The sequence below is a fragment of the Ruegeria sp. AD5 genome (assembly GCF_056542345.1).
Genome location: NZ_JBQFZR010000001.1, coordinates 1675105 through 1701126 on the forward strand (window position 1 = coordinate 1675105; position 26022 = coordinate 1701126).

At 57.6% G+C, this 26022-nt stretch carries 30 protein-coding genes; 14 read left to right on the forward strand and 16 right to left on the reverse strand.

The features are described from left to right. Positions 1–558: a 16S rRNA (guanine(966)-N(2))-methyltransferase RsmD gene (gene rsmD, locus ACR0JG_RS08045; RefSeq protein WP_480568834.1), complete on the reverse strand. Its 558-nt coding sequence runs from the start codon at positions 556–558 to the stop codon at positions 1–3. Continuing rightward, a complete protein-coding gene (locus ACR0JG_RS08050; protein WP_480568837.1) occupies positions 555–1766 on the reverse strand; it encodes an NAD(P)/FAD-dependent oxidoreductase in 1212 nt (403 codons plus the stop codon). Before ACR0JG_RS08050 ends, rsmD begins: the two co-directional genes overlap by 4 nt. Positions 1767–1865: 99 nt before the next feature. Between ACR0JG_RS08050 and ACR0JG_RS08055 the strand changes: the two genes are divergently transcribed. The 4 genes from ACR0JG_RS08055 to ACR0JG_RS08070 all read left to right on the forward strand — a co-directional run bounded on the left by ACR0JG_RS08055 (position 1866) and on the right by ACR0JG_RS08070 (position 3396). Continuing rightward, on the forward strand, positions 1866–2351 hold the full coding sequence (locus tag ACR0JG_RS08055; RefSeq protein WP_170408529.1) for a peroxiredoxin family protein: 486 nt from the start codon (positions 1866–1868) through the stop codon (positions 2349–2351). Between the two features lie 103 nt (positions 2352–2454). After that, positions 2455–2700, forward strand: a complete 246-nt coding sequence (locus tag ACR0JG_RS08060) for a glycine zipper 2TM domain-containing protein (RefSeq protein WP_170466621.1) — start codon at positions 2455–2457, stop codon at positions 2698–2700. Positions 2701–2711: 11 nt separating this feature from the next. After that, entirely contained in the window at positions 2712–3059 is a 348-nt protein-coding gene (locus tag ACR0JG_RS08065) for a CREC-EF hand family protein (RefSeq protein ID WP_170566910.1), read from the forward strand. Between the two features lie 28 nt (positions 3060–3087). Continuing rightward, on the forward strand, positions 3088–3396 hold the full coding sequence (locus ACR0JG_RS08070) for a hypothetical protein (RefSeq protein WP_170394808.1): 309 nt from the start codon (positions 3088–3090) through the stop codon (positions 3394–3396). Here the strand turns inward: ACR0JG_RS08070 and ACR0JG_RS08075 are convergent. Genes ACR0JG_RS08075 through ACR0JG_RS08090 form a run of 4 tightly spaced genes read right to left on the reverse strand, consistent with a single transcriptional unit; the run spans position 3379 to position 6136 of the window. Next, a complete protein-coding gene (locus ACR0JG_RS08075) occupies positions 3379–3684 on the reverse strand; it encodes a 4a-hydroxytetrahydrobiopterin dehydratase (protein WP_170394812.1) in 306 nt (101 codons plus the stop codon). The genes ACR0JG_RS08070 and ACR0JG_RS08075 overlap by 18 nt on opposite strands. Continuing rightward, positions 3681–4868, reverse strand: coding sequence for a GNAT family N-acetyltransferase (locus ACR0JG_RS08080; RefSeq protein WP_480568840.1), 1188 nt, complete (start codon positions 4866–4868; stop codon positions 3681–3683). The genes ACR0JG_RS08075 and ACR0JG_RS08080 overlap by 4 nt, the downstream gene beginning before the upstream one ends. A gap of 45 nt (positions 4869–4913) precedes the next feature. Next, entirely contained in the window at positions 4914–5684 is a 771-nt protein-coding gene (locus ACR0JG_RS08085; RefSeq protein WP_170515125.1) for a glycerophosphodiester phosphodiesterase family protein, read from the reverse strand. After that, on the reverse strand, positions 5681–6136 hold the full coding sequence (locus ACR0JG_RS08090; RefSeq protein ID WP_170514071.1) for a RidA family protein: 456 nt from the start codon (positions 6134–6136) through the stop codon (positions 5681–5683). The genes ACR0JG_RS08085 and ACR0JG_RS08090 overlap by 4 nt, the downstream gene beginning before the upstream one ends. Before the next feature lie 297 nt (positions 6137–6433). Between ACR0JG_RS08090 and ACR0JG_RS08095 the strand changes: the two genes are divergently transcribed. Both ACR0JG_RS08095 and ACR0JG_RS08100 read left to right on the forward strand, forming a co-directional pair. Beyond that, a complete protein-coding gene (locus ACR0JG_RS08095; RefSeq protein WP_170408533.1) occupies positions 6434–7249 on the forward strand; it encodes an MlaA family lipoprotein in 816 nt (271 codons plus the stop codon). Continuing rightward, on the forward strand, positions 7239–7847 hold the full coding sequence (locus tag ACR0JG_RS08100; protein WP_170648838.1) for a Tgt2/MlaC family protein: 609 nt from the start codon (positions 7239–7241) through the stop codon (positions 7845–7847). Before ACR0JG_RS08095 ends, ACR0JG_RS08100 begins: the two co-directional genes overlap by 11 nt. A gap of 59 nt (positions 7848–7906) precedes the next feature. On the opposite strand, the gene ACR0JG_RS08105 is transcribed toward ACR0JG_RS08100, so the two are convergent. The 5 genes from ACR0JG_RS08105 to ACR0JG_RS08125 all read right to left on the reverse strand — a co-directional run bounded on the left by ACR0JG_RS08105 (position 7907) and on the right by ACR0JG_RS08125 (position 12992). Beyond that, positions 7907–8716, reverse strand: a complete 810-nt coding sequence (locus ACR0JG_RS08105) for a methyltransferase domain-containing protein (RefSeq protein ID WP_480568843.1) — start codon at positions 8714–8716, stop codon at positions 7907–7909. Positions 8717–8822: 106 nt separating this feature from the next. After that, the gene (locus tag ACR0JG_RS08110) at positions 8823–9920 is read right to left on the reverse strand and encodes an ABC transporter ATP-binding protein (protein WP_480568846.1); all 1098 of its coding nucleotides are present in this window, start codon (positions 9918–9920) and stop codon (positions 8823–8825) included. 5 nt (positions 9921–9925) lie between these two features. Next, entirely contained in the window at positions 9926–10825 is a 900-nt protein-coding gene (locus ACR0JG_RS08115) for a carbohydrate ABC transporter permease (RefSeq protein WP_480568849.1), read from the reverse strand. Then, positions 10818–11690: a carbohydrate ABC transporter permease gene (locus tag ACR0JG_RS08120; protein ID WP_480568852.1), complete on the reverse strand. Its 873-nt coding sequence runs from the start codon at positions 11688–11690 to the stop codon at positions 10818–10820. The genes ACR0JG_RS08115 and ACR0JG_RS08120 overlap by 8 nt, the downstream gene beginning before the upstream one ends. Before the next feature lie 57 nt (positions 11691–11747). Continuing rightward, entirely contained in the window at positions 11748–12992 is a 1245-nt protein-coding gene (locus ACR0JG_RS08125) for an ABC transporter substrate-binding protein (protein WP_170514081.1), read from the reverse strand. A gap of 217 nt (positions 12993–13209) precedes the next feature. Between ACR0JG_RS08125 and ACR0JG_RS08130 the strand changes: the two genes are divergently transcribed. Both ACR0JG_RS08130 and ACR0JG_RS08135 read left to right on the forward strand, forming a co-directional pair. After that, a complete protein-coding gene (locus ACR0JG_RS08130; RefSeq protein WP_170408540.1) occupies positions 13210–13947 on the forward strand; it encodes a response regulator transcription factor in 738 nt (245 codons plus the stop codon). Beyond that, the gene (locus ACR0JG_RS08135) at positions 13944–15386 is read left to right on the forward strand and encodes a sensor histidine kinase (protein WP_480568855.1); all 1443 of its coding nucleotides are present in this window, start codon (positions 13944–13946) and stop codon (positions 15384–15386) included. Before ACR0JG_RS08130 ends, ACR0JG_RS08135 begins: the two co-directional genes overlap by 4 nt. On the opposite strand, the gene fliP is transcribed toward ACR0JG_RS08135, so the two are convergent. The 4 genes from fliP to fliF are packed head-to-tail and all read right to left on the reverse strand — an operon-like array spanning position 15387 to position 18577. After that, positions 15387–16115, reverse strand: a complete 729-nt coding sequence (gene fliP / locus ACR0JG_RS08140; RefSeq protein WP_170566903.1) for a flagellar type III secretion system pore protein FliP — start codon at positions 16113–16115, stop codon at positions 15387–15389. Then, entirely contained in the window at positions 16112–16399 is a 288-nt protein-coding gene (locus ACR0JG_RS08145; RefSeq protein WP_170394848.1) for a FliM/FliN family flagellar motor switch protein, read from the reverse strand. Before ACR0JG_RS08145 ends, fliP begins: the two co-directional genes overlap by 4 nt. After that, positions 16392–16988 (reverse strand): ABC transporter ATP-binding protein, encoded by a 597-nt coding sequence (locus ACR0JG_RS08150; protein WP_480568859.1) that lies wholly within the window; start codon positions 16986–16988, stop codon positions 16392–16394. Before ACR0JG_RS08150 ends, ACR0JG_RS08145 begins: the two co-directional genes overlap by 8 nt. Beyond that, entirely contained in the window at positions 16988–18577 is a 1590-nt protein-coding gene (gene fliF, locus ACR0JG_RS08155; RefSeq protein WP_480568864.1) for a flagellar basal-body MS-ring/collar protein FliF, read from the reverse strand. Before fliF ends, ACR0JG_RS08150 begins: the two co-directional genes overlap by 1 nt. A 119-nt stretch (positions 18578–18696) precedes the next feature. Between fliF and ACR0JG_RS08160 the strand changes: the two genes are divergently transcribed. The 5 genes from ACR0JG_RS08160 to ACR0JG_RS08180 are packed head-to-tail and all read left to right on the forward strand — an operon-like array spanning position 18697 to position 23366. Beyond that, complete coding sequence (locus ACR0JG_RS08160) at positions 18697–19194, forward strand: flagellar basal body-associated FliL family protein (RefSeq protein ID WP_170394857.1); 498 nt, start codon at positions 18697–18699, stop codon at positions 19192–19194. Positions 19195–19203: 9 nt separating this feature from the next. Further along, positions 19204–19716: a hypothetical protein gene (locus ACR0JG_RS08165; RefSeq protein ID WP_480568867.1), complete on the forward strand. Its 513-nt coding sequence runs from the start codon at positions 19204–19206 to the stop codon at positions 19714–19716. Further along, positions 19713–20306, forward strand: a complete 594-nt coding sequence (locus tag ACR0JG_RS08170) for a MotE family protein (RefSeq protein ID WP_480568870.1) — start codon at positions 19713–19715, stop codon at positions 20304–20306. Before ACR0JG_RS08165 ends, ACR0JG_RS08170 begins: the two co-directional genes overlap by 4 nt. Before the next feature lie 46 nt (positions 20307–20352). Further along, positions 20353–21222, forward strand: a complete 870-nt coding sequence (motA, locus tag ACR0JG_RS08175; RefSeq protein ID WP_170408548.1) for a flagellar motor stator protein MotA — start codon at positions 20353–20355, stop codon at positions 21220–21222. Continuing rightward, positions 21219–23366: a tetratricopeptide repeat protein gene (locus ACR0JG_RS08180; protein WP_480568873.1), complete on the forward strand. Its 2148-nt coding sequence runs from the start codon at positions 21219–21221 to the stop codon at positions 23364–23366. The genes motA and ACR0JG_RS08180 overlap by 4 nt, the downstream gene beginning before the upstream one ends. 680 nt (positions 23367–24046) lie before the next feature. Here the strand turns inward: ACR0JG_RS08180 and betB are convergent. Beyond that, positions 24047–25501: a betaine-aldehyde dehydrogenase gene (gene betB, locus ACR0JG_RS08185; protein WP_170514112.1), complete on the reverse strand. Its 1455-nt coding sequence runs from the start codon at positions 25499–25501 to the stop codon at positions 24047–24049. Positions 25502–25692: 191 nt separating this feature from the next. Between betB and ACR0JG_RS08190 the strand changes: the two genes are divergently transcribed. Next, positions 25693–26022, forward strand: a complete 330-nt coding sequence (locus ACR0JG_RS08190; protein ID WP_170394874.1) for a hypothetical protein — start codon at positions 25693–25695, stop codon at positions 26020–26022.

Below are 26022 nucleotides of genomic sequence, written 5' to 3' on the forward strand. Positions count from 1 at the left end.
TCAGCCCCCTGTGCGCCACATTAGCGAGATATGCGTGTCGCCATATTTCCGCGTGTCGTGCAGCGTAAAGCCCTCGGGCGCAGTCATTGGGGTGCTTTCTTCCCAGACGATCAGAGCGTCATCAGACAGCCAACCACCTTGGGTAGCCGCGGCCAGCGCCCTTTGACCCAGAGCTTTTCCGTAAGGCGGATCCAGAAAAACCAGATCACAAACAGTGCCCGGGTTTTCGCCCAAACGGGTCGCGTCCCGCCGGATCAAAGTGGCCTGGCTAGCGCTTCCGGTCAGGCCGATATTCTTGCGGATCAGACCCTGCGCGACCCTCCCATCATCGACAAACGTGACGTGGGACGCGCCGCGAGACAGCGCTTCTAGTCCCAATGCACCGGTGCCCGCAAAAAGGTCGAGAACCTGCAAGCCGTCGAAGTCGATCTGATGATTCAAAACGTTGAACAGGCTTTCCCTTACCCGGTCAGTGGTTGGGCGAAGATGCGCACCGACATCGCCTTTGCCAACCGAAGTCAGAGCCCGGCCCCGGAAGTCTCCGGCGATGATCCTCACGCTTTGAGCAGCGGTTTCAGGTCCGCTTCTGGGTCGGCAACAACTGCCGGATCAGCGGTCTTGCCGGCATCAATCAGGCGTTTGCCAACCATATAGGCGCGCGGGTCATTCATCGCGTCGACCGCGATCAGCTGATCGCCCTTGTAGTACCAGAAGGACACCGTCGCGCCCTCACCCTTGCGAGTCACCACACGGTCATAGCCGGTATTCAGCCCGGCGATCTGCAACTTGACGTCATACTGATCGGACCAGAACCATGGCGTTGCAGTGTAATCCTTAGCCGCGCCCAACATGTTCTGGGCCACGATCTCGGCCTGATCAATGGCGTTCGGCACGCTTTCCAGGCGGATACGGCCTTCGCCATGCGGGAACGACGCGCAATCGCCCGCCGCCCAGATCGACGGATCTGAGGTGCGGCCATGGGCGTCGGTCTTGATGCCGTTATCCAGCTCTAACCCGGCTATTTCAGCCAATTGAATCGACGGCGCGATGCCGACGCCAACCACGACGAAATCCACCTCAAGCTCGGTGCCGTCGGTCAGAATAGCACCCTTCACTTTGCCGTTTTCACCAACCAGACGATCCAACCCGACGCCCTCACGAATGTCGGCCCCGTATTCGGTGTGCAGCGTGCGAAAGTAGTCGCTTGTCTCTTTGGCCGCGACACGCTGAAGGATGCGGTCGGCCATCTCGACCAAGGTCACCTTGACCCCGCGCTTGGCACAAACGGCGGCGGCTTCAAGCCCGATATAGCCGCCACCAACGATCAGCGCGCGGGCGCCATCCGATACCCGAGGTTCCATCTCGTCGATATGGGCGAGATCTCGCACCACATGGACACCCTCAAGATCGCCCCCGATCGCTGCGGGCAGGCGGCGTGGGTCGGACCCAGTGGTCAGCGCCAGTTCATCATAGGTGATCACCTCATCGCCGAGAGTCACCGTCTTGGCCTTTGGATCAATCGCCGTCACACGTTGACCCAACCGTAGGGTGATATTGTTTTCGGCATAGAAGCTCTCGGGCCGCAAGAACAGGCGCTCCAGTTCCATCTCGCCCAACAGGTAAGCCTTGGACAAGGGCGGGCGTTGGTAGGGCAAATGCGGCTCGGCACCGATCAGGGTGATGTCACCTTCGAACCCGTCCTTGCGCAGCCGTGCTACCAAAGAAGCACCGGCCTGCCCTGCCCCGATCACGACAATATGGCTCATGTTTCGCTCACCCTGCAGAATTCACGTGGTTACTTTGTTTCGACCACCTATATTGCGGCAAAGCCCGACTCTGCAAATCCAAATGACAGGAGCGTAAAAATGATTGCAACAGGTGACATGCTGCCCGAGGCCACGCTGATCCAGATGGGTGCCGAAGGCCCCGAGGAGGTTCGGATTTCAGACAAGACCAAAGGGCGCAAGGTTGTGATCTTCGCTGTACCCGGTGCGTTCACCGGAACCTGCACAACCGCTCATGTACCAAGCTTCATGCGGACCAAGGACCAGTTCGATGCCAAGGGTGTAGAAGAAATCATCTGTATCTCGGTCAACGACCCTTTCGTGATGGGCGCCTGGGGAGAAAGCACCGGTGCAACAGCGGCCGGGCTGACCATGCTGGCCGATGCAGCGTCCGAGTTTACCAAGGCCATCGGCATGGATTTCGACGCCCCGCCCGTAGGCCTGATTGCACGCTCCAAACGCTATGCAATGCTGGTTGAAGACGGCAAGGTCGTGGCGATGAATCTGGAAGAAAACCCCGGTGTCTGTGAGGTCTCGGCTGGTGAAGGCCTGCTTGATAGTATCTGATCCCTGTCGGCCCCGGTTTGACCGGGGCCACGTGAAACGCATTTAACTTGATGCAACGCCCCGATGCGCCAATACTTGGCCCATACAACTGGGGAGTTCATTGATGCGACTGAAATTTCTTACATTGTTTCTTGGCACCGCCGGGGCCCTGGCGGCGTGCGGACCTGCACCCACACCCCAACAACAGGCTGCGCGACAGCACGAGATCGCCTGCCTGAGTGGTACCATAGGCGGCGCCCTGATCGGTGGAGTGATCGGCAATCAATTTGGCGGTGGTTCAGGCAAGACCATCCTGACGGCGGCGGGCGCCGCTGCGGGTGGCGTGTCTGGCGAACGTTACGCGTGCTGAGGAGATTTGAGATGAAACGAGTATTGATTATCACCACCGTATTCGTGATGGCTGCTGCTGCAAACGCCGAGACTGTCGCAGAACTGCACGAGGCCGAGTTGAACAACATCGACACCAACAATGACGGCTTCCTGTCCAAGGACGAATTCAACGCCTTCTCGGACTATGCATTTCAGGCAATGGACGAAGACAAGAACGGCACTCTGGGCCTGAGCGAAGCAAAACCGTTCTTGGATATCAAACAGTTCGAAGCCGTTGACCGGGATGGCGACAGTCTTATCTCAAAGGCAGAGTATGTCAGCCAGATGCAGAGCGATTTTGACGCTGCGGATAAGGATGGCAACGGTCTCTTAGATTGAACGCCAACTTGGTTGGCAGGAGCGTGTCATGAATAAATGGATCTGCCTCGGTAGCCTGGTGGCTTTGGCCGCATGTGACGTACAGCAATCCCCGGTGATCAGCGGCCCTGATGGTCAGGTGCAGATTCAGATTAATACCAGCGGTCTGACCTGTTATGAAAATCGGTGTCTCGACATCAATCCGTCGGCCCGCAGCGTGCGGTCCGTCGGCACCCGTACGATCAGAATTCCGGGCAATATCAATGTCAGCGACGGCACGATCACCCCGGCAGAATTCAAGCAGCTGGGAACGGCAACATTGCTGGCCGGTGGGACGGGTTCACGCGGAGACCGTTAGCAGGCTGTCCATCTTACGCGCCAGCTTGGCGTCTTGTGCAGACAGACCGCCAACATCATGGGTCGACAGGACCACCTCGACCGTGCGGTATACATTCGACCATTCGGGGTGGTGGTTCCATTTCTCGGCCCAGATCGCCACCTGCGTCATCCAGCCAAAGGCAGCGACAAAATTATCGAAGATGAAGGTCTTGGTGATCGCATCGCGGTCTTCGACCATGGTCCAGCCATTTCTGAACAGCGGGTCCAGCAGCGGGCCGCGGGTCTCGGTTGACAGAAGTTCGGTCATTGCTGTTCCTCCGGGTTCGATTTCCTGAACGGACCATAATCCGTCAGAATCTCGATCTCTTCTCCCACTGCGTGGGACTCGGCGTCCAGATATTTCTGAACCGCATCAGCAAAACCCGGATCGCCAACCCAATGCAAGCTATGCGTGCGGGTTGGCAGATAGCCGCGCGCCAGCTTGTGCTCGCCCTGCGCACCGGCCTCAACCCGCGCCAGACCTTCCGCAATGGCAAAGTCGATCGCCCTATAATAGCACAGTTCGAAATGCAGGCAGGGGTGATGTTCGACACAGCCCCAATACCGGCCATACAGCGTTTCCCGCCCGACAAAATTTAACGCACCGGCGGCGGGGTATCCATTACGTTCGGCCAACACCAAGGCGATGTCATCCGTCATGGTTTCCTGAGCGATATCAAAGAATTGTCGCGTCAGGTAGGGTGAGCCCCATTTTCGCGCGCCGGTATCCTGATAGAACCGCCAGAACGCGTCCCAATGCTCGGGTCGCAGATCATCGCCGGTGATTGTTCGAATCTGCCCACCGAAATCACAGGCCTGCGTGCGTTCCTTCTTGATATTCTTGCGTTTGCGCGAGGACAGCGCAGCCAGAAACTCGTCAAAATCGGCGTAATCATCATTGAGCCAGTGAAACTGCTGCGAGTGGCGGACCATCAGGCCCATCTGCTCACCTGCCAGCGCTTCGGCCTCGGTGCAGAACGTAGCGTGCAGCGATGAAATTCGATTCTCGGCGGCCAGTTGCACCGCTCCTTGCACCAGCGCCGAGATCCCGACAGCATCGTAGCCGGGTCGCACCAAAAAACGCCTGCCAGTCGCGGGTGTGAAGGGCACCGCGATCTGCAGCTTGGGATAATATCGCCCGCCCGCGCTTTCATAGGCATGAGCCCAGCTATGGTCGAAGATGTATTCACCCTGGGAGTGCGACTTGGCAAACATCGGGGCTGCCGCAATTAGCATCCCGTCCAGATAGGCTGTCAGGTATTGCGGCTGCCAGCCAGTACCACGCCCGACCGAGCCGCTTTCTTCCAGGGCATGCAAAAACCGATGTGTCGTGAACGGATCAAGCGGTCGCCCGCCATCGGCAACCTCAGGGCAGGCGCAACTGTCCCAGTCGCTCGCGGAAATCTGCGAGATCGATGTCAGAACCCGAACCTCAATCTGTGCCTGATCCATATCCCCTCCGCGCTGCACCTTTATCTGTGATCGCGCGCGCCGGGATCAAGCGGGATGTTCGGCCAGATAGCCTTCGAACGTAACATTATCGGCAACCTTGCGTGCCTCTGCTTCTTGTTCAAGCGAGCGCACGGTCCAGCACAGGATCGGCACACCCTGTGCCTTCAACTCAGCGACCCGGGGGCGGTCAAGATCGATGACTTCATGGCTGATAAAGCTGGCTCCAACGCGGTCGAAATCCGGGATGTTGCGCAGATGATCGCAGACGGCTTGCGGCAGAAGCTCGACTTTGGGCTCGTAAGAACTGGTAACGAGACCGCGCGGCAAATGTGGCGCAAGGCGTGCAATCTCTGCGACTGAATGCGGGTTGAACGACATCAGCGCGACCGGGCCTTCATAGTCTTTCAGTGCGCTTACAACATCTGCTTCCAAAGCGCCGATATCGGGGCCCATTGCACCATCTTGATCCTTCAGCTCGATGAGCAAGGGCACCCGTCCTGCAACAATGGCCAGCACCTCTTCCAGCGAGGGGATACCTTCACCGTCAGAATGCAGAAGCGTCTGGGCCCGCGCTTGTGTTTCGGTGATCTGTTGGATCGGTCCGGGCTGCCCGGTCAGACGTGTCATGTCATAGTCGTGAAACACCATGGCCCGATTGTCACGGGTGCGTTGCAGATCAATCTCGACCCCATAACCGGCGTCTATTGCGGCACGAATGGCGGCCCGGCTATTCTCGGGCCGCTGATCAGAAATGTCATGCAGCGCGCGATGTGCTATCGGGCGCTGCAGGAACTCAGACGGAAGGGACGGTTTCATTGAACCTCGAAAATACCCTCGATTTCAACGGCAACACCCAAAGGCAATGAGGCTGCGCTGACGGCCGAGCGCGAATGACGACCGGCGTCGCCCAGCGCTTCGACCAGGAAGTCGGAGGCCCCGTTGATCACCTTCGGCTGTTCTGTGAAATCAGCGGTCGAGTTTACAAAACCGGTCAGCTTGATCACGCGCACCAGCTTGTCGATATCGCCACCACAAGCCGCTTTGACCTGAGCCAACAGGTTGATGGCGCAGACTTTGGCTGCAGCGGCGCCTGCCTCAACATCCATATCATCACCGAGCTTACCAGTGATCAGATCATCCGCCTTGGAGATCTGGCCCGACACGTAGACAATGTTGCCGATGCGCACGAAAGGAACGTAGTTCGCTGCCGGAGCAGGTGCGTCCGACAGGCTGATACCCAGGCTGTCCAGTTTTGCTGCGATGCTCATGTGGATTATCCTCATCTCATAGTGATTCCGCGCGGACGCTAACCGGGAAAACCTGTTTCCGAAAGCGTGAAAGCGGGATTTTTCCCATTGCCTGCAAACTGGGCAGGTCTTCTCTTATTCAGGAAGTGTTGAATTCGTGTCACTTTACGTCGCCCCATCGGCTGAGGTAAACGCGAGTTGTTGTTTCAAATCCTGCGCGAAACCTCTATGTGAGACCAATTGCGCCACCAAGGGTGCAAAGGCTGTATTGATTGAAGGCCCGGATACCGCTGGGCAATTTTCGGAGTAACGAAGACAGTGCCAAGTTACATTCGTCTGAAGCACCTGATCATATTCGGCATCCTGACGGTCCTATCGGCATGCGCGACGCAGCCTCAGGACGCAGCGGCGCGGGGTGAGATTTTTGACCCCTATGAAGGGACCAACCGGGGCATTCACAAGTTCAATCTGGGTGTGGACCGATTCCTGTTCCGACCGGCCTCGAAAGGCTATGTGAAGATCGTACCAGATCCGATGGTTACCAGTTTCAATCACTTTGCCGAAAACCTGACGATGCCCGGGCAGGCGCTGGACTATCTGCTGCAAGGCAATCTGAAACAGTCCGGCAATGCGCTGCTGCGCTTTCTGATCAACTCGACCGTGGGCGGCTTTGGCCTGTCAGCCCCGGCCGATGAGCTGAACCTGCCGCCTGTTGATACTGATTTCGGCGAAACCCTGCATGTCTGGGGCGTCGGCGAAGGTGCTTATGTGGAACTGCCCTTCTACGGCCCGTCCACCGCGCGCGATGCGGTCGGCGTCGTGGTCAACCTGTTCTCGAATCCGATCAACTTTAGCCCGACCCGCCCGGTCGACAATATTGGTGTCTATGCCGAAGTCGTGCGGCGGATGGGAGATCGCGGTCGGTTCTCGGATACAGTTGATTCGATTCTGTACGAAAGTGCAGACAGTTACGCGCAAGCGCGCACGATCTACCTGCAAAATCGCCGCTTTGAACTGGCAAGGGATGATGAAGACGCCTATCTGGGTCTGTATGACGATCCCTACGCCACCACCGGGACCGACCCTGTCAGAGACCCCTATCTTGACCCGTACGAGGACCCCTATGCCGAATAACCTGTTGAACCGACGCCGTTTTGTGGCCACCGCCCTTACCGGGATGACAGTTGCCGCATTGCCTCTGCCCGCGTTCGCGCTGACCGAAGAGCAGGCCAAACAGCTGGTCAACAGCGTTGTGGCCGATATCACGCGTATCATTGACTCGGGTAAATCCGAAAACGCCATGCTGCGTGATTTTCAGAAGATTTTTGTGCAATACGGTGATGTGCCGATCATGGCCCGCTATGCGTTGGGGGCGGATGCACGTACAGCCTCATCCGCACAGCTGCGTCAGTTCACCAAAGCGTTCGAAGGCTATATTTCGCGCAAATATGGTCGCCGGTTCCGCGAGTTCATCGGCGGTGAGGTCACCGTGCGTAACGCGCGCAAGATCAAGACCGGATACGAGGTCAGAACCTCGGTCAAATTGCGCGGCTCATCCCCGTTCGAAGTGACATTCCTGGTGTCCGACAAATCGGGCCGTGGCAAGTTCTACAACATGTTCATCGAAGGTGTGAATTTGTTGCTGACCGAGCGCACAGAGATTGGCGCAATGCTGGATGCGCGCGGCGGCGACCTGAACCGCCTGATCAAGGATCTGAAAAAGACTGGCTGATCAGAGGTATTACCCTACGCCGGCCACCGCTCGACCCGTTCGCGCGGTGGCTTTTTTGTTCAGGTTGCAGGCTTGCGCGCGATCTGGCTGACATAAGACATGTAGCCAAAAAACGTGTTTGCAGACACACGCGCCCGGGCCTCGGATTTCAGCGCCTGTGCCGTTTCAGGCGCCAACAACCCGGTCTCGGCCATTCGATCCGCACCACGGTCGATAACGGTCAGAAAGTAAGTCGCCTCTCCTTCGGCTACATAACCGTGTCCCCTGCGACGGCCCAGCTCAAAACCTGCCTGAGAGAGTACACCGCCAATCTGGCGCATGATCCAGAGGTTTGTGACGTTCTGATTGATCATGAACCGTATGAGTTGATCCAGAGGATCAAAATCGGCAATCTGCGCTGTGGCGGTATCGTAGTCCCCATCGCAAATCGCGAATATCCCGCCCGGTTTCAGTATCCGAAAGGCCTCGGAAACCACATCGTCGGGGCCGGGTACATGGCACAACAGTGTATGCGCCAGAACAAGGTCTGCTGAGCTATCTTCAAGCCTGGTTGCCTTTGCATCGCCGGTTTCAAAAACAAGATTGCTCTCGCTGGCGAAGCTGTTTCTCGCACGTTTGACCATAACCGGTGAGGGCTCAATGCCGAGCGCGCGCTCCACCCCGCCGACAGAAAGCAGCTCTTGCGTGATGTGCCCGGTGCCTGAACCCAGCTCAACCGCGAACCCGCCCTCAGGGACAATCAAATCACTTAGATAGCTATCCCTGATCTCTTTCTGCGCTGGCTCCAGACACCGCGCTTCCATAGCTTCGGCGATACGCTCCTGAACCGAGATTTCCTGCCCGGCCAGATCAGAATACGGATCGGACATAGCGCGCCTCCCTTCGCTATGTCCCAGGATAGCACACTCAAATTAACCGGCCAAAACCGACAGGCGTTGCCGTGGCCCACACCAAGGCGGCGCGGGCCATCCGGCGCTAGTTCAGCCGTTCACCGGTTTCCTTGGCGAAATACGACACCTTGCTCATATCAAAGGCCAGGTTCAGCATCTGACCGGCCTGCGCGCTGGTTTCCGCGTGCAGCCGTGCCGTGACCTGCTTGCCACCCAGTTCCGAGACCACATAGGTATCGGCCCCGGCAGGTTCGACCATATCGACCATGCAGGTGGCCTCTTGCACACCTGCCCCGGCGCGGAAACCGGCCTCGGCGATATCTTCCGGGCGTAGGCCAAGGATCACATCCTGCGGCAACGACAGGTCGCGTGCATCGCTCAGAACCAGCGTTTCACCGGATTCGCGAGCGATCGAGATCTGCGTTCCCGAGCCATTGTTCGACGCCTGTGCCGGGATCAGATTCATCGCCGGAGAGCCCATGAAATCCGCCACAAACAGGTTGGCCGGGTTGTTGTAGATCTCGGCCGGGGTTCCGATCTGCTGTACAATCCCGCCTTTCAGCACGACGATCTTGGTCGCCAGCGTCATCGCTTCGATCTGGTCGTGGGTTACGTAAACGATCGAGGCATCCAGCGTCTGGTGCAGCTTCTTGATCTCGGTCCGCATCTCGACCCGCAGCTTGGCGTCAAGGTTCGACAGCGGTTCATCGAACAGGAACAGCTTGGGGTCGCGCACCAACGCCCGGCCCATCGCGACCCGCTGACGCTGACCACCCGACAGTTGGCTGGGGCGGCGGTTCAGCAATGGCTCGATCTGCAGCAAGGAGGCGACGTCTTTCAGCTTAGCTTCCTGCGTGGCCTGATCGACCCCGCGCACTTTCATGCCGAAGGTGATGTTCTTGGCCACCGACATGGTCGGGTACAAAGCGTAAGACTGGAACACCATCGCGATGTCGCGATCCTTGGGGCTGACATGGGTCATGTCGTTGCCGCCGATGGACAATGTGCCACCGGTGATCTCTTCCAGTCCCGCAATGCAGTTCAGCAGCGTAGACTTACCGCAGCCCGAGGGGCCGACAAGCACCAGGAAGTCGCCCGGTTCAATCGAGATGTTGATGTCTTTCAGAATCTCGGTCGCGCCGTAATTCTTGTAGAGTTTGTTGATATCAAGGATGGGAGCCATGGGTCTTATCCCTTCACTGAGCCAGCGGTCAGGCCGCGGATGAAATACTTACCGGCAACGACATAGACGAGCAGCGTCGGCAGCCCCGCGATGATCGCGGCAGCCATGTCGACGTTGTATTCTTTGACGCCGGTGGTGGAGTTTACGATGTTGTTGAGCGCAACAGTCACGGGCTGTGTCCCCGCCTGGCTGAACGACACGCCAAACAGGAAGTCGTTCCAGATCTGCGTGAATTGCCAGATCACAGTCACCACGATGATGGGCAGCGACAGCGGCAGGAAGATCGACCAGAAAATCCGCATGAACCCAGCCCCATCAACCCGCGCCGCCTTGGTCAGCTCGGCCGGAATGGTGACATAGTAGTTGCGGAAGAACAGCGTGGTGAAGCCCAGCCCGTAGATCACATGGACAAAGATCAGGCCCGGAATGGTTCCGGCAATCCCCATCATACCCAGCAGACGTGCCATTGGCAGCAGAACAACTTGGAACGGGATGAAGCAACCGAACAGCATCAGCGAGAAGATGATATTGGCCCCTTTGAACCGCCATTGCGCCACGACATAGCCGTTCAGCGCACCCAACAGGGTCGACAAAAATACCGAAGGCACCGCGATCAGAACCGAGTTCCAGAAATAGGGTCGCAAACCTTCACACTGGATACCGGTACAAGCGCCGGACCATGCGGTTTTCCAGGCGTCGAAGCTGACCTCTCGCGGCAGCGAAATCAGGCTGCCGGTGCGGATTTCCTCAAGGCTTTTCAATGAAGTCGTCAACATCACGAAGAGCGGCATCAGGTAATACAGTGCAAACAGGCCAAGCAGGATATAAAGCAACCAACGCAGGGCAATCTTGCCCGTAGCGCTTTGGGTGCGGGTTTGTGTTTGGGGCATCGACAGATCAGTCATTTTTCGCCCTCAGCTCTGAGTAAAGATAGGGAACCACGATGGCAAAGACGACCAGCATCATGATCATCGCGGACGAGGCCGCTTGACCAATATCGCCGCGCGAAAAGGCCATGGCGTACATGTAAGTAGCGGGCAGATCGGTTGCGTAGCCCGGACCGCCACCAGTCAGGGCGATGACAAGGTCGAAGCTTTTGATTGCGAGGTGCGCCAGCACGATGAAAGCAGACAGGAAAATCGGGGCCATCGAAGGGATGATGATCGCCGTATAGATGCGCCACGTGGGGATACCATCGACCTGTGCGGCCTTGATGATCTCGCCATCGACCGAACGCAAACCGGCCAAAAACAACGCCATGACGAAGCCGGAACTCTGCCAGATCGCGGCGATCACGATAGTGTAGATCGCATAGTCAGGGTTCACCAGCCAGTCGAATTCGAAATTCGGAAAGCCCCACCCCTGCACCATGGATTCGATGCCCAGGCCCGGGTTCAAAATCCACTTCCACGCCGTACCGGTCACGATCATCGACAACGCCATCGGGTACAAGTAGATCGTCCGGATCGCGCCTTCGACGCGGATCTTCTGATCCAGCAGGATGGCCAGCAACAGGCCCAGTACCATCGCGATCACGATGAACAGCGTGCCAAAGATATACAGGTTGTTGATCGCCGTATCCCAGCGGGGTGAGTCGAACAGGCGTTCATACTGAATGAAGCCTTTGATCTCGTATTTCGGCAGTAGTTTCGATCGGGTTAGCGACACCCATGCGGTCCATCCGATAAATCCGTAGACAAAGATCAATACGGCGATGAACGACGGTGCCAGCACCACCTTGGGCAGGTGGTTTTCCAGCCATTCGGACATTTTAGCCTCCGGGGAAAGATGCTCTGCCCCTCACTATAGGGGGCAGAGCGTATTGGATCAGTAGCTGTTTGCTACCGCGTCCGCCAGTTGCTGAACCGCGTCAGCCGAGGACATATCCGAGTTGAAATGTGCGGTCACAACATCCGTAATCGCACCGGCCTGCGACCCGCGCAGCGCCATGCCATGGGCATAAGACGGCAGCAGCGAACCGCCTGCCGAGGTCGAACCCATATCTTCGGCCGAGATTTGCGCGCAGATGTCGAACGCATCCAGCGCCACATCAGTCCGCGCAGGGATCGAGCCCTTGTTCAGGTTGAACACTTCCTGGAATTTCGGCGCGACGATCAGCTTGGCCAGCAATTCCTGACCAGCGCGGTTGTCGTCACCTTCCACTTCGAACATGGCGAAGCTGTCGACGTTGTACAGATATCCGTCGCCGGGGGTCGAGGCACACAGGAAGTCTTCGCCGGGCTTCTTGCCAGCCGCCAGGAATTCGCCCTTGGCCCAGTCACCCATGATCTGGAAAGCTGCCTCGCCATTCATAACCATAGCGGTGGCAAGGTTCCAGTCGCGGCCTGAGAAGTTTTCGTCCACATAACCGCGCAGGGTGCGCATCTGGTCAAAGACCTGCACCATGGTGTCCGAGGTCAGCGCCTCGGGGTCGAGATCGACAAAGGCTTTCTGATAGAACTCGGGGCCACCCAGACCCAGCGCAACCGCTTCGAACACTGTGGCGTCTTGCCATGCCTGGCCACCATGGGCCAAAGGGATCACTCCGGCAGCCTGCAGTTTTTCGGCAGCGGCGTTGAACTCTTCCCATGTTGTGGGCATTTCAATGTCGTTGGCGGCCAGAACGTCAGCATTGGCCCAAATCCAGTCGATGCGGTGCACGTTCACAGGTGCTGCGCACCACGTACCTTCGCACATCATGTGGCCTGCAATCGATGCTGGCAGCACATCGGCCCAGCCTTCGGCTTCTGCCACGGATGAAATGTCTGCCAAAACGCCCTCTTCATACCATTCCTGAATGGCAGGTCCTTTCAGCTGAACAGCAGTCGGCGCGTTACCCGCAAGAACCCGGGCCCGCAGCGCAGTCATGGCCGCATCGCCGCCGCCACCTGCGACCGGCATATCGGTCCATGTGCCGCCGTTCGAGGCGAACTCTTCCTGCAGAACCGCGACCGATTTCGCCTCACCACCGGACGTCCACCAGTGCAGAACTTCGGCCTTTGGTTCAGCCACAACAGCCGACCCGGCCACTACGGCCAAGGTCGACACGGTGGCAAATGCAAAACGCTTCATTTTTTGTTCTCCTCCCTGAGAATTCGGTGCCACCCCAAGGGCGGCCATAGGTGATATAGCGCTAACGGATTGCCGCATGGCAACGCAGAATGCGATGCAATATCCTGACAAGGTGGAAATTTTCACCGCTTTTGTTACCCCGTGTTACGTTGACCTTGAATCCGTTTCCATTCGTTACAATTGGCGGCGACGGAGAACCCTGAGGAGGAGAAACAGAGTGGGCATTCCCCGGCTCCTGGTGGTGGACGACGATTCGGAGATGCGGTCGATGATGACCCAGTTCTTTCAGCAGAACGGGTATATTGCTCTGCCTGCCAGTTCCGAAAGTGAAATACGCACGCATCTAACCTCGGGGCGGATCGACCTGATCCTGTTGGACGTGATGCTGGGCGATGAAAACGGCGTCGAGATCTGTGCCCGGTTGCGGGCCGAACAGGATGTACCGATCATTCTGGTCTCGGCCCTGTCGGCGGATCATCAGCGCATGGCAGGATATGAGGTTGGAGCAGACGATTACATCGCCAAACCATTCAACCCGCAACTGTTGCTGGCCCGCGTCCGTGCGGTGATGCAACGCGCCCGACGCACGCCTTCGCTGGCATACCGCCGCCGCACGCGCACCTTTCACTTCGACGGCTGGGTCTTTGACGGCAAACGGGACGAGGTGCATTCGCCCGAAGGCTATCTGGTTTCCCTGTCCCAACGGGAGACCGCCCTGCTGAAGGTTTTGCTGGCGAACCCGCATATTCCGCTGACCCGTGATGAGATCGCCGCCGCACTGGATGTAACCGGTGAGGCCGACAAGCCCGAGGCGCAAGGCCGTGCCATAGATATGCTGGTGGGGCGGTTGCGGTCGAAAATCGAGGCCAACCCGAAAGACCCCCAGATGCTGCGCACCGAGCGCGGTGTTGGCTATCTGTTTACCGCTGACGTTATGGTGGATGAGGACGCATGACCCTGCGCCTGCGCAGTTTTGGGTGGCTCTGGACCCTGTCCGCCTTTGTCGCGGGGCTGGTGGCTGCCGGGATGTGGTTCACCTCGGCACAGGCTTGGAACCGGTATCAGACCGCAGCATTTGTTGCTGGTTTCACCATATACGAAGATTTGCGAACGGGGATGGCGCCGCCACCCGGCCTATTGATCAACCCATTGCCAACCGAGGCAGCCGCGCTTGCTGACAGGGGAGCGTTCCAGCAAATGCCCGGCTTTGCAGATCGCCGCTTTGTCACCAATCTTTCGATTCTGACCGACAGTTCAGCCCCCCTGAGTGGCCGCGAATTGACGCTTGCGGTGTTATCGGATCGACTGGTCTATCCGGTTTCAGACATCGTATCCGGCAGCGATCAGACCGGCCCCGAGAAGATGGGGAACCTGACCCGTCTGTTGGCCACATATTGCAGCGAACCTATCCTGATCGCACAATTCGGGCGCGGGGTCTGGCAGCAAGTCGACGGCACCGAAATCTGGGGCTGTAAGGCTGCGCCGGTTGATCTGCGTTTGCCCGCAATATTGCTGGGCATTGTGTCCTTGGCGGTGCTTCTGACCTCGGTCGGGAATGTTTCTGACAGTTTCGCACGCTTTGCTCAGGCACTTGGTGACCGCCGACGTCGCGGCGGGCCGCAAAGCTATGACGCGGACGGGCCTGAAGAGCTGCGCGATATCGTGACTGCGGTGAATGATCACCTCGATGCCGAACGAGCGCAGCTTGAGAAACGCGCCATTGTACTGTCGGGTGTCAGCCACGATCTGGGGACCCCTGCAACCCGCGTCCGGCTGCGTGCGGCGCTGATTCCCGATGGCGAGTTGCGCGAAAAGCTCGAGGCCGACGTGGACCAGATGACCGGCATGATAGAAAGCGTGCTTACTTACACGCGATCGGAACTCAGCGTCGAGGAACCGCGCCAGATATCGTTGACCTCGCTGGTTGAATCGCTTGTGGCCGATTATCAGGATATGGACCGGCCTGTGTCGTTGAAAGCCGTTGATCCCGTTGCCGTCGAAAGCGCGCCGTCTGTTTTCATGTCACGCCGTGGGTATGCGTCGCTGCCGGAAACGCGGCGCATCCTGGTGACGGGTCAACCGATCGCATTGAAACGAGCGTTGTCCAATCTGATCGACAATGCCCTGAAATACGGTCGTCACGCCGAGGTTGAACTGGAAACTGATGCTCAGACCGCCACGATCATCGTCGAAGACAAGGGCACCGACCTATCGGTCGCGGATATCGAGGCGCTGTTGGCACCGTTCCAGCGCGGATCAAACATCGGATCTTCGGACGGGTTCGGATTGGGCCTGACAATTGTCAGCACCGTTGCCGAACAACATGGCGGAACGCTGAGTTTCGAGGCCGGAGATCAGGGTCTGCGCGCCCGACTACAGATCACACGGCAATAGTCATGGCGCATAGCTGCGCACCAAGGCGCTGGCGATCAAGGCCCAGCCATCAGCGATGACGAAAAACGCCAATTTGAACGGCAGCGAGACCGTAGCCGGGGGCACCATCATCATTCCCATCGACATCAAAACCGCTGCGACAACGAGATCGATTATCAGGAAAGGCAGGAAAATCAGGAACCCGATCTGAAAGGCCCGCGCGATTTCCGACAACATGAAGGACGGCATCAGCACGGATAACGGGGCCTCGGGCGATAGTTGGATCGCAGCATCATCTGGGCGCAGGTCTGCCATGGCCTGAAACGTGTCGGCATCAATACGCGCTGCCATAAAACTGCGAAACGGCACCAGCGCGCGTTCCAGCGCAGGCTCTACGTCAAGCGTTTCCTCGACCATCGGTTGAATCCCGGTCTCCCACGCCTCGGTAAAAACCGGCTCCATGACGAAATAGGTCAGAAACAGCGCCAGACTGACGATCAGCATGTTTGGCGGTGACTGCTGCAAGCCGATTCCTTGCCGCAGGATCGCCAAAACCGTGATCAAAAACGGGAAACAGGTGATCATGATCGCCAGTCCCGGTGCCAGGCTGAGCACCGTGATCAGCAAAATCAACTGGATGGTCCGGGCCGAGATCGACCCGCCCTCGCCCAGGGACAGCGACAGTTCTTGCGCCGCGCCACCGGAGGGTATGACCAGCAAAAATGCCAGCCAAAACAGGTGGCGCATCATCCGATCCCGTTCTGCAGATCCGAGATTTCGGTCAGCCGTACAGCCAGTTGCCCGGACTGATCGCCCTCCATCTCTTCCAACAAACCGCGCGCGACCAATTGGTCCCCGACATAGAGGTCAACCGGATCCTCGATCCGCTTGTCCAGTGTCAGTACGGCATTTTCGCCCATGCTCAACAGGTCACGGATCAAAGGCCGCGCACGCCCGACTGAGACGGTGACTTCGATCGGAACAGTCTCGAACGGGTTGGGTTTTTCGGGTTTCGGTGGTTGAGGATCACTCATTTGACAAAGCCTCTTTTGCTTCAAACAGATATGCGTCGAGCGCTGCAGCAATGGATGAGAGCAAGGCAGCGCAGTCCACCTCGCGTTGGGCGATCCCCACCTGCAATCGCGCCTGTCCCGGCTGGAGCGAGACATCCTCGATGACCTGGGGACGCGGCGAGATATCCTGCGGCAGCATCGCCTCGACCTGATCCGAAGTGCCCGCCGGAACAGTCAGCTGCAGTGGCTGGTCGACCTGCTCACGCGCCATGTCGCAAAGCTGCTCGGTCAATCGCTTCGCAAAGCCATGCTCGATCGTCTCAGGCAGAATAGTCTGAACCAGGCTCTGGAACATCGGTTCCAGCGACAGGGTCATGCGGGTCAATGCTTCTTGATAGGTAAAAGACAGGTCGGATAACGTCGCCGACAGATCGGAGCTTAGCTGTGTGCCGGTCTGCTCCTGCGCCTGAACCGCATCTTCCCAGCCCGCCCCATAGCCTTGTTCAAATGCAGCAAGCCGCTGTTCTTCCAGTGCGTCTTCATCCAGTAGATGTACGGCCACCCCAGCCGCAGGGGCGGTGAAGTCTTCAAGAAGATGAGCGATCGACATCACACCTTCTCCTCGCCTTCTTCAAGCCAGCTGCGCAGGATCTCAACCGTCTCTTCCTGCTTGTCGCCGATCATGGCGCGCAAACGGTCAATGGGATCCTCGCCGCGGGCAGCGGCAATCGCCGGAACACTCGGCTGCGCTGCATCCGGGAGCGGCGCAAAGTCCTGCACATCTGCGGTCGCAATTTCCCCGGTCAGGGAAGGCGTTGGGGCGACCTCGACCGGTGCACCTGCTGGCAGCAGCGCCGATGCCGCAGATTTCGTCAGAATTGGCCGTATGACAAACAGACCCAAAACAAGGGAAACCAGCGCCAAAACCACCATCTGGATTAGCGACATAGCGTCGATATGCATGTTCTGCCAGATCGACCCGGACACCAACTCGCCCTGGGGTTCAACCATGGGCAAGTCGAGCGATTTCAGTGTGATGACGTCGCCGCGTTCAGCATCAAACCCGACCGCAGAAGCCACAAGCTCTTGCAGTGCATCAAGCTCGGGCTGCGGCATGGGTTCAAAAATCTCGACGCCATCTGTACCTGCCGCTCGAACACCATTGACCAGCACCGCGACAGTCAGACGTTTGATCGCACCTGGCGCGCGATGAACTTCCAACTCGGTCTCTGACACCTCATAATTCACCCGTTCGCGGGTCTGAGTGGCATTCGAATTGGATTCATCGCCTCCTGCCCCGTCGCCATCCGGCAGATTCGACGCCACTGTCACATCCGCCGACTGATTACGCGCGCTGTCCGACCGTTCTTCAACATCCGTGCTGATCGCAACACGGCCTTTGGGGTCAAAGCGACGTTCCCGGATAGACTCGGTTTCGGTCACCGTATCTACGCTGACCTCAACCACCGCGTTGCCGACCCCGACCCGGGCTTCGACCAGACGTAGAACTTTCTCACGCAATTGGCGCGCCTTATCATCTGCAGTATCGGCTGCCACCGCCGTGTCCTGCGCGCCAATCACGGCCCCATTCGAATCAATCACAGTGACGTTTTCCGGTGCCAGCCCGCTAACCGCCGACGCCACTAAAAACCGGATCGCCTTTGCCTGATCTCCGTTAATCGGTGCACCCGACGGGACCAGATAAACCGAAGCGGTTGGCGCTATGCTGCGCTGAAACGGGTTGGAGGAGCTGTTGGCGATGTGCACCCGGGCCTTGCTGACATGCGGGCTGCCCACAATCGTGCGCGCCAGCTCTCCTTCTTTTGCGCGCCAATAGGCGGCATCAAACATCTGCGACGTAGTGCCAAAGCCGCTGAGCGAATCCAGCAGTTCGTAACCGCGATTGCCGTTCGCAGGCAGGCCCTCGCTGGCCAAAGTCATCCGCAACTCATCCCGCTGAGCGCCGGGGACGTAGATCGAGCCACCCCTTATTTCATAGTTCACACCACGCTGGTCCAGCGCCCGCACGATATCCCCGGCTGCACCGCTTTCGAGCCCCGCATAAAGCAGCGTCATCGACGGCGCTGTCACAATCCGTGACATCGCAAGCACACCCAGAAACACCAGTGCCACGGCACCGGCCACGATAATTTGTTTGCGCCTGTCCAAACTTGCCCAGACAGTTCCGATCTGCTGCACGCTTACCTCCGACTCACCGACATTCTGTGCGGCTCTGCCCTTGTTTGGACGATTGCCCTTAACAATCGGTTAGTCCCTGAGGGGTTATGACGGTTGCCGAACAGATTCATGAGGACGGCATGACCGACGCAACTGCAGATGAGGCGGAAGCCCCTAAAAAATCAGGGAAAAAAGGCTTTATGCTTGGGCTGATTCTGGCTATCGCGGGCGGTGTTGGCGGCTATTTCATAACTGCATCCGGCCTGCTTCCCATAGGTGGGTCCGAGATGGTGAAAGAGGCCAAAAAGAAAGGCGAAGACGCTTCCGTAAAGGCACTTCCCGATGTGAAATTTGTCGATCTTCCGCCGGTGATAATCTCGGTCAAGTCAGATGATTCGCGACATTTGAAATTTCACGCGCAGCTTGAAGTGAACGCGGGCTACGCCGCCGAGGTTGAAAAGATGCAGCCGCGAATCATGGACGTTCTGAACAGCTATTTGCGCGCCCTTGAGTTAACCGATCTGGAAGATTCTCTGGCTTTGATGAGGATCCGCGGACACCTGCTACGACGCATTGGGATCGTCGTTGGCGAAGGCCGCGTGCGTGACGTTCTGGTCATGGAATTTGTACTGAATTAGGAGGCGATGGTGGAGTTGATTGCCGATATTCTGCTGGTTGCGGGCGCTCTTGGGGCTGGTCTGTATTGTTTCGTTCTGTCGCGACGCCTGAAGCGGTTTACCGATCTTGAGAAGGGTGTGGGTGGCGCCGTTTCTGTGCTGTCCTCGCAAGCAGAAGAGTTGCGAAAATCGCTGGATAGCGCGCGTCAGGCTTCGGATGATTCCGGCACCGCGTTGCAGACGCTGACCGAACGGGCAGAAACCGTCGCACAACGGTTGGAGCTTATGATGGCCTCGATGCACGATGTCGTTCAGGAAGAGCCCTCTGAGCCAGACGCTCCCATGGATCAGCCAGATGACGCACCTGCTGAGGACAGGTCTGAGCAGCCCGGCGAAGCACAAGAAACTGCATCCGGTCCGTCTGGTGAACCAACTGAGGTCTCGACTGAGCCATCGGAAGCACCTCCAGAGCCGCCCGCAAAGAAACCAGAAGGCCTGATGTTCTTTCGGCACGCCGCTCCATCTGGCGGAGCAGCGAAATGAGTCGCAACCGGGCAAAAGCGCCTGATCGCCGAGCGCGCGGCGGTGTTCTGACCGTCATTTCCTTGCTGATGGTCGGCTCTGCGATTATTCGCATCGGGCTTGAGGCCGGGCCTGCACTTGCCCGCGGCGCGGAACCAAACATGGCCTCGCCCGCCGGTGGTGAACGCAAAGAGGCGAATGCGGCAGATCTACAATTGCTGCTTACGGAACTATTGCGCCGTGAAAAGACTCTAAACCAGCGTGAAAGCACGATTTTGGACCGGGAACGGGCGCTCGACATTGCCGATCAGGCCATCGAAACCCGGCTCACCATGCTGGAGGACGCCGAGAACGCTCTGCGTGAAACGGTGGCGATTGCCGAAAAGGCCGCCGAAAACGATCTGACACAACTGACAGACGTGTATCGGAGCATGAAGCCCAAAGATGCCGCCGCGTTGTTCGAAACGATGGACGCGGTATTCGCCGCTGGCTTCCTGTCTCGCATGCCACCGGAAGCTGCCGCTGAAGTTATGGCCGGTCTCAGCCCCGAGGCTGCTTACACCATCAGCGTGATCATGGCCGGGCGCAATGCACGTGCCCCACAGGAATGACCCTCATGGCCATATCTATCTGCACCCTCAACGCTGGAGACCTTTCATGATCGGGCTCATCGGAATTGCCGTCATCTTTGTCATGGTATTCGGCGGCTACCTTGCCGCAGGCGGTAAGATGGCAATCATTATGAAATCACTGCCCTTCGAGATGATGATGATCGGAGGGGCCGCAGTCGGCGCATTTCTGATCAGCAATGATATCGGCGGCGTAAAACACACCGCCAAGGATATCGCGAAAGTTTTTAAAGGACCCAAATGGAAGCCCGAGGATTATCGCGATCTGTTATGCTTGTTATTCTCTCTGATCCGGATCGCACGCGCGAACCCGGTCGAGGTAGAGCAGCACATTGAAGAGCCAGGAAGCTCATCGCTATTTTCCGCATATCCCAAGATTCAAGCCGACAAAGAAGCGGTGGACCTGATCTGTGACACCATGCGCTCGGCGGCGATGAACTATGACGACCCGCACCAGGTTGAGGAGGTGCTGGAGAAGCGGATGGAGGCGAACTTCCACCATGCCATGCATTCAAGCCACGCGCTGCAAACCGTTGCTGACGGGTTGCCCGCTCTGGGGATCGTGGCCGCCGTTCTGGGTGTGATCAAGACGATGGGATCAATCGACCAACCACCGGAAGTCCTAGGTAAGCTGATCGGCGGCGCGTTGGTTGGGACGTTTCTGGGGGTTTTTCTGGCTTATGGATTGGTGGGCCCTTTTGCGGGCAAGCTGAAATCTGTTGTCGAAGAAGACAACCACTTTTATCAACTCATCAAAGAGGTTCTGGTGGCTAATCTTCACAACCACAACGCGGCCATGTGTATAGAGGTCGGCCGCCAGAACACACCGACCCACAACCGGCCCGGTTTCTCGGAACTTGAAGACGCGCTTAAGGAACTCAAGCAGGCTGCAGCATGATCCGCGCATTGTCTTTGGTCTTGCTCACATGGGGCACAAGCGCGTCAGCACAGGCTTTGTCCGTGCGATCGGGCGAGCATGAGGGATACACGCGTCTGGTGGTACAGGTCCCCTCTGGCACCGGTTGGATGTTGGATCCGGTCGAGAACGGCGCGCGGCTGAGCATTGGCATCGATAATGCGACATTCAACACTGCAGCTGTCTTCGACCGCCTGTCGGGGAACCGTCTGCAATCGCTTCAACAGGTCGGGCCAGGTGCAGCGTTGGAGATGACATTTGGGTGCGACTGCGTGGCAACGGCATTTCTGCATCGCCAAACTATGGTGGTCATAGATATCGCACCCGACCAGGGTACACCTGCAAATGACCCGGTAGAGCCAGAGGCGCCTCCCAGGACTGCAAGTATCCCGGCCCCAAAACCCTTACCTACTGATATTCCAGCCACCGAACTGGCCTTGCCTTTGCTGCAGTTAAATCAACGAAATTTTGAGGAGCAGTTGGCATCACGTATATTGCAAAGCGCTGATCGAGAGGTTGTTGATCTTGAACTGGCAGGTGTCGGACGCAGGGAATCGTCCAGTTTTGGTCCGCTGCGATCTTCGGAAAAGCTGGTGCCAAATCTGCGACTGTCTTCAGTGCTCGATGGGGTTTCGGGGCTGGGCAATCTGGCAGTTCCTCAGATTGATAGCAAACCGGAATGTATCACGGACAGCGAACTGGGTTTTGAGACATGGTCGGGCGCTCGATCATTTTCCGAGGATGTGGCCGAATTGCGGGTCGGGCTATTTCAGGAATTCGATCGTGTCGACCAGGCGTATGCAATGGATTTGGCGAAGCTCTATACGTATTTCGGGTTCGGTGTAGAAGCGCACCAAGCCCTGTCTTTGTTGTCGGAGACCTCGGTTGAGCAGCGCAGAGTAGCGGCCATCGCATCAGTGATGGACGGGTTGCCTGCACCGACGCCGAACCCTTTGGAAGGGCAGCAAAGATGTGATGGTGCCGCCGCACTCTGGGCGCTTTTGAGTGAGGGTAAACTTCAATCCGATGTGCATGTGAAAGCGATCGAACGCAGTTTTGGTCGGCTGCCGTGGCATCTCAGGCAACATCTCGGCCCGGATATCGCCGAGATGTTTGTCTCGGCAGGCCGGCTTGAAGCATCGCGACGGATCTTGCGTGCGGTCGAACGGATCTTAGAGGACGAACCCGCTGATGTAACCTTTGCTCAAGCCAGAATCGCGGATGCTGCAGGGGATACCGATACCGCGGAAACGCTGTTGACCGAGGTCATATCGGCGCCCGATGCCGCAACCGATGCGCCGTTAGCACTTGCGCGGTTGATCGAAAAGCGGTGGTCGGACCGGGGTACGGTCTCGCCCCGCGACCTCGATTTAGCTGCAAGTTATGCGCGCGAGCTTCGGAAGTCCGAACTTGGCCCGATGTTGGCGCGTGCTCACGCTTTGGCGATGGCTTTGTCCCAGGATTTTACCGGAGCTCTTGCCGGTTTTGAGGATGTCTCAGATTCCGACGAATGGCAGAGGACACGAGATCAGGTGTTCCAATTGCTGGCGGAGCGGGCCGACGACATTACTTTCCTGCGCCATGTGATGGAATTGAAGGACAGGCGACGCAACGCGCTGGCGGTCGAAACTGCCGTGTCCATGGCAGAGCGATTGGCTGACCTTGGGTTTTCAGCGCAGGCTTACGCGCTGGCAAACCGACCGCAAGATCGGGAACGCAGCCGTGATCGTGCTCGGCTTCGGGCAAAGGCGGCTCTGATGGACAACCGTCCCCGTCAGGCGCTGCTGGAAATCGCGGACGATTCCTCGGACACCGCGCAAGAGTTGCGCGCCCAGGCCATGATGCAAACACAGGATTTCGATGCCGCCGCGCGCGCATTGCAGGCAGGCGGGAAGCACGAGATGGCCGCTCGATACAACTGGTTGGCGGGCTCCGGCGGTGCGGATGAAGCGAGGTCAAACACCTTCACCGATTTGTCCCGCATCCAAACGTCCCTGATCAAGCCGGTTGCGCGACAGCCGGACAAGCCATTGTCGGACGCCGCAATGCTAATACAGGACAGCACCATCGCACGCGCGCAGATCATTGAAATGCTTGAGACAGTGCGCACAATCGACCCGAACTGAACCTTGGATGTCTGTTCTTGCAGAGACAGTCGTAACTGCTTTGACCTGTAGGCTGATAGACGCCAAAATCAGCCTCTAACAAAGGTATTGAATTCATTTGGCCTTCCTGTGCACCAATCCATGATGCCCATAGGACAGTGGCGGTAAACTCAGTGAACGTGTCGAAGATCTACAGCTGGCTCAATGATCATTCAGGACCACCGCACGCGTTCAAGTGTGCTGGTTCTTGGACAACTCTATCTGAAATTACGATCACCACATCTGCCCTTGGTAAACCAGGCCGAGTGACTCAGACTTTCTGAAACCGTATTCCAGGGCATTACGGTTGCCACATCGGGATCCAGCAGACCCGCCCCAGAAATGTGTTCAGCCCAGATGCGAACATGCACCGCGAAAACAATCGCTACAATTGGCATTGCGTATTGTGCCGGGGACATGGTCTGGGGTTGGCCCGAAGATAGCTCGCCCTTTCCAGCATCGCCACGTCAATCCAACCAAACTTGGCCAGATGATAAAGGATCAAACTGCACCGATCACAAAAGCTTGGGCGTGTGTTTTCACAGGCTGATCTCCGGTTTGCGGACGAGTCGTCTTGAGGAATTTAGCCATATGTACGAACCGGCATGTGCTCTGCCCCCGACGTGAACTGTCAAGAACAGAGACTATTTAACCGGATTTATTCAGTATGGGGCCTCCACATCATTCATCGAGACGTAGACTGTCTTCATCTCGCTGAAGTGGTTGATTGCCAGTTTCGAGTTCTCGCGACCGACACCCGACATCTTAGATCCGCCGAACGGTGCCTCTACCGGGGCCAGGTTATAAGTGTTGATGTAACAAGTCCCCGCCTCAAAACCTGCCACGATGCGGTGGGCGCGGGTCAGGTCGTTGGTGAAGACGCCGGCGGCCAGACCGAATTCGGTGTCATTGGCACGGGCCAAAACCTCTTCTTCGGTGTCGAAGTCCAGCACCGACATCACGGGGCCGAAAATCTCTTCGCGCGCGATTGTCATATCGTCCTTAACATCGGCAAAAACCGTGGGCTGCATGTAGAAACCATCGCCTTCGACCCGTTCGCCGCCATAGATCAGCCGCGCGCCTTCGGCCCTCCCCTTTTCGACATAGCCAAGCGCGATATTCATCTGGTTTTCGCTGACCATCGGGCCAAAGTTGACCTCTTCATCCATCGGGTCGCCGATTTTCGCCGTAGCAAGGCGTTCAGACAGGCGCTTAAGGAACGCTTCCTTGATTCCCTTTTGCACAAAAACTCGAGTGCCGTTGGAACAGACCTGTCCCGAGGAGTAGAAATTTCCCAGAATGGCGCCTGACACGGCATTTTCGATGTCGGCGTCGTCGAACACGATCATCGGGGACTTGCCACCCAATTCCATGGTGACATGTTTCATGCCATCGGCGGCAGCAGCGTACACCTTGCGGCCCGTTGGAACCGACCCTGTTAGCGAGACCTTGGCCACTCGGGGGTCGGTCACCAGGCTGGCGCCTACATCACCGTAGCCCTGAACAACGTTATAGACGCCTTTGGGTGCACCTGCCTCGATCAAAATCTCGGCTACTTGCAATGCCGACAGCGGAGTAGTCTCGGAAGGCTTGAAGATCATTGTGTTTCCGCACGCCAACGCCGGGGCACCCTTCCAGCAAGCGATCTGCGTCGGGTAGTTCCATGCCCCAATGCCCACACAAACGCCCAGCGCCTCGCGGACGGTATAGACAAAATCCCCGTCTGCCAGAGGGATATGTTCGCCGGTCAGCGAGGCCGCCAGACCGCCAAAATACTCCAGCGCATCCGCGCCGCTGGTAGCGTCGGCCACCAGCGTTTCCTGCAGAGGTTTGCCGGTATCATGGGTTTCGATAATCGATAAGTCACGATTGCGATCCCGCATGATGTCGGCCGCGCGTCGCAGCACACGGCCTCGCTCGGTGCCCGATAGGGCAGCCCAGGCCGCTTGGGCCGATTTTGCGCTGTTTAGAGCCTTTTCAACAATCTCAGGCGTGGCGGAATGCAGCCGTGCGATGACCTCTCCGGTGGCGGGGTAGATAACGTCGATGGGCGCGCCATTGGTGTCCTCGACATACTCGCCATCGATGAAATGGCTGGCCTTAGGTTGAAACTTCATGCCGGTACCCTCTGTGTTCAGAAATCTCTTTAGGCAAAGAGATCGCGTGCGTTGAGGATCGAATTATCGATTATTGACTGATCAGTCAATCAAGCCGCAGATTGGCAGGTTCTCGCCTAATCCAAAGGGTCTTCCCTTGAAACGAAAGGTTAATGTTCTATTTATGTTCTACATAGTCAGAGGATTACCCGATGGCCCAGAACATGCGAAATTCCGCCCTGAGCGGCCCGACAAACGACTATCATCTGCTGCCAGTTACAGATCGGCAGATGCGCTTTGCCCGCGCCATCGCGCAACAATCAGCGCTTGAGATTCCGGTCGAGGCACAGCGTGACCGCAAATCCCTGTCGGACTGGATTTCAGCCCATAAACCGCATGATCCGTCGCCCTTTGCAAACTACCCAACAGGTAAGCAGGTTGCTTTTGCCGAACGTATCTCGCGCAGCAAGCGCCGCCCGATCCCGTCCGAATGTTTCCGCGACAAGCAAATGATGTCGCGCTGGATCGATCATAATAAATAG

What these genes read in the sequence shown, in the direction of transcription:
- ACR0JG_RS08055 (WP_170408529.1), top strand. Translation starts at nt 1,866, where the DNA reads ATGATTGCAACAGGTGACATGCTGCCCGAGGCCACGCTGATCCAGATG.
- ACR0JG_RS08100 (WP_170648838.1), top strand. Translation starts at nt 7,239, where the DNA reads ATGCCGAATAACCTGTTGAACCGACGCCGTTTTGTGGCCACCGCCCTT.
- ACR0JG_RS08105 (WP_480568843.1), bottom strand. Translation starts at nt 8,716, where the DNA reads ATGTCCGATCCGTATTCTGATCTGGCCGGGCAGGAAATCTCGGTTCAG.
- ACR0JG_RS08125 (WP_170514081.1), bottom strand. Translation starts at nt 12,992, where the DNA reads ATGAAGCGTTTTGCATTTGCCACCGTGTCGACCTTGGCCGTAGTGGCC.
- betB (WP_170514112.1), bottom strand. Translation starts at nt 25,501, where the DNA reads ATGAAGTTTCAACCTAAGGCCAGCCATTTCATCGATGGCGAGTATGTC.
- motA (WP_170408548.1), top strand. Translation starts at nt 20,353, where the DNA reads ATGATCGGGCTCATCGGAATTGCCGTCATCTTTGTCATGGTATTCGGC.
- ACR0JG_RS08075 (WP_170394812.1), bottom strand. Translation starts at nt 3,684, where the DNA reads ATGACCGAACTTCTGTCAACCGAGACCCGCGGCCCGCTGCTGGACCCG.
- ACR0JG_RS08110 (WP_480568846.1), bottom strand. Translation starts at nt 9,920, where the DNA reads ATGGCTCCCATCCTTGATATCAACAAACTCTACAAGAATTACGGCGCG.
- ACR0JG_RS08090 (WP_170514071.1), bottom strand. Translation starts at nt 6,136, where the DNA reads ATGAGCATCGCAGCAAAACTGGACAGCCTGGGTATCAGCCTGTCGGAC.
- ACR0JG_RS08170 (WP_480568870.1), top strand. Translation starts at nt 19,713, where the DNA reads ATGAGTCGCAACCGGGCAAAAGCGCCTGATCGCCGAGCGCGCGGCGGT.
- ACR0JG_RS08180 (WP_480568873.1), top strand. Translation starts at nt 21,219, where the DNA reads ATGATCCGCGCATTGTCTTTGGTCTTGCTCACATGGGGCACAAGCGCG.
- ACR0JG_RS08070 (WP_170394808.1), top strand. Translation starts at nt 3,088, where the DNA reads ATGAATAAATGGATCTGCCTCGGTAGCCTGGTGGCTTTGGCCGCATGT.
- ACR0JG_RS08115 (WP_480568849.1), bottom strand. Translation starts at nt 10,825, where the DNA reads ATGACTGATCTGTCGATGCCCCAAACACAAACCCGCACCCAAAGCGCT.
- fliP (WP_170566903.1), bottom strand. Translation starts at nt 16,115, where the DNA reads ATGATGCGCCACCTGTTTTGGCTGGCATTTTTGCTGGTCATACCCTCC.
- ACR0JG_RS08190 (WP_170394874.1), top strand. Translation starts at nt 25,693, where the DNA reads ATGGCCCAGAACATGCGAAATTCCGCCCTGAGCGGCCCGACAAACGAC.
- ACR0JG_RS08080 (WP_480568840.1), bottom strand. Translation starts at nt 4,868, where the DNA reads ATGGATCAGGCACAGATTGAGGTTCGGGTTCTGACATCGATCTCGCAG.
- ACR0JG_RS08160 (WP_170394857.1), top strand. Translation starts at nt 18,697, where the DNA reads ATGACCGACGCAACTGCAGATGAGGCGGAAGCCCCTAAAAAATCAGGG.
- ACR0JG_RS08085 (WP_170515125.1), bottom strand. Translation starts at nt 5,684, where the DNA reads ATGAAACCGTCCCTTCCGTCTGAGTTCCTGCAGCGCCCGATAGCACAT.
- ACR0JG_RS08050 (WP_480568837.1), bottom strand. Translation starts at nt 1,766, where the DNA reads ATGAGCCATATTGTCGTGATCGGGGCAGGGCAGGCCGGTGCTTCTTTG.
- ACR0JG_RS08135 (WP_480568855.1), top strand. Translation starts at nt 13,944, where the DNA reads ATGACCCTGCGCCTGCGCAGTTTTGGGTGGCTCTGGACCCTGTCCGCC.
- ACR0JG_RS08065 (WP_170566910.1), top strand. Translation starts at nt 2,712, where the DNA reads ATGAAACGAGTATTGATTATCACCACCGTATTCGTGATGGCTGCTGCT.
- ACR0JG_RS08060 (WP_170466621.1), top strand. Translation starts at nt 2,455, where the DNA reads ATGCGACTGAAATTTCTTACATTGTTTCTTGGCACCGCCGGGGCCCTG.
- ACR0JG_RS08120 (WP_480568852.1), bottom strand. Translation starts at nt 11,690, where the DNA reads ATGTCCGAATGGCTGGAAAACCACCTGCCCAAGGTGGTGCTGGCACCG.
- ACR0JG_RS08145 (WP_170394848.1), bottom strand. Translation starts at nt 16,399, where the DNA reads ATGAGTGATCCTCAACCACCGAAACCCGAAAAACCCAACCCGTTCGAG.
- ACR0JG_RS08150 (WP_480568859.1), bottom strand. Translation starts at nt 16,988, where the DNA reads ATGTCGATCGCTCATCTTCTTGAAGACTTCACCGCCCCTGCGGCTGGG.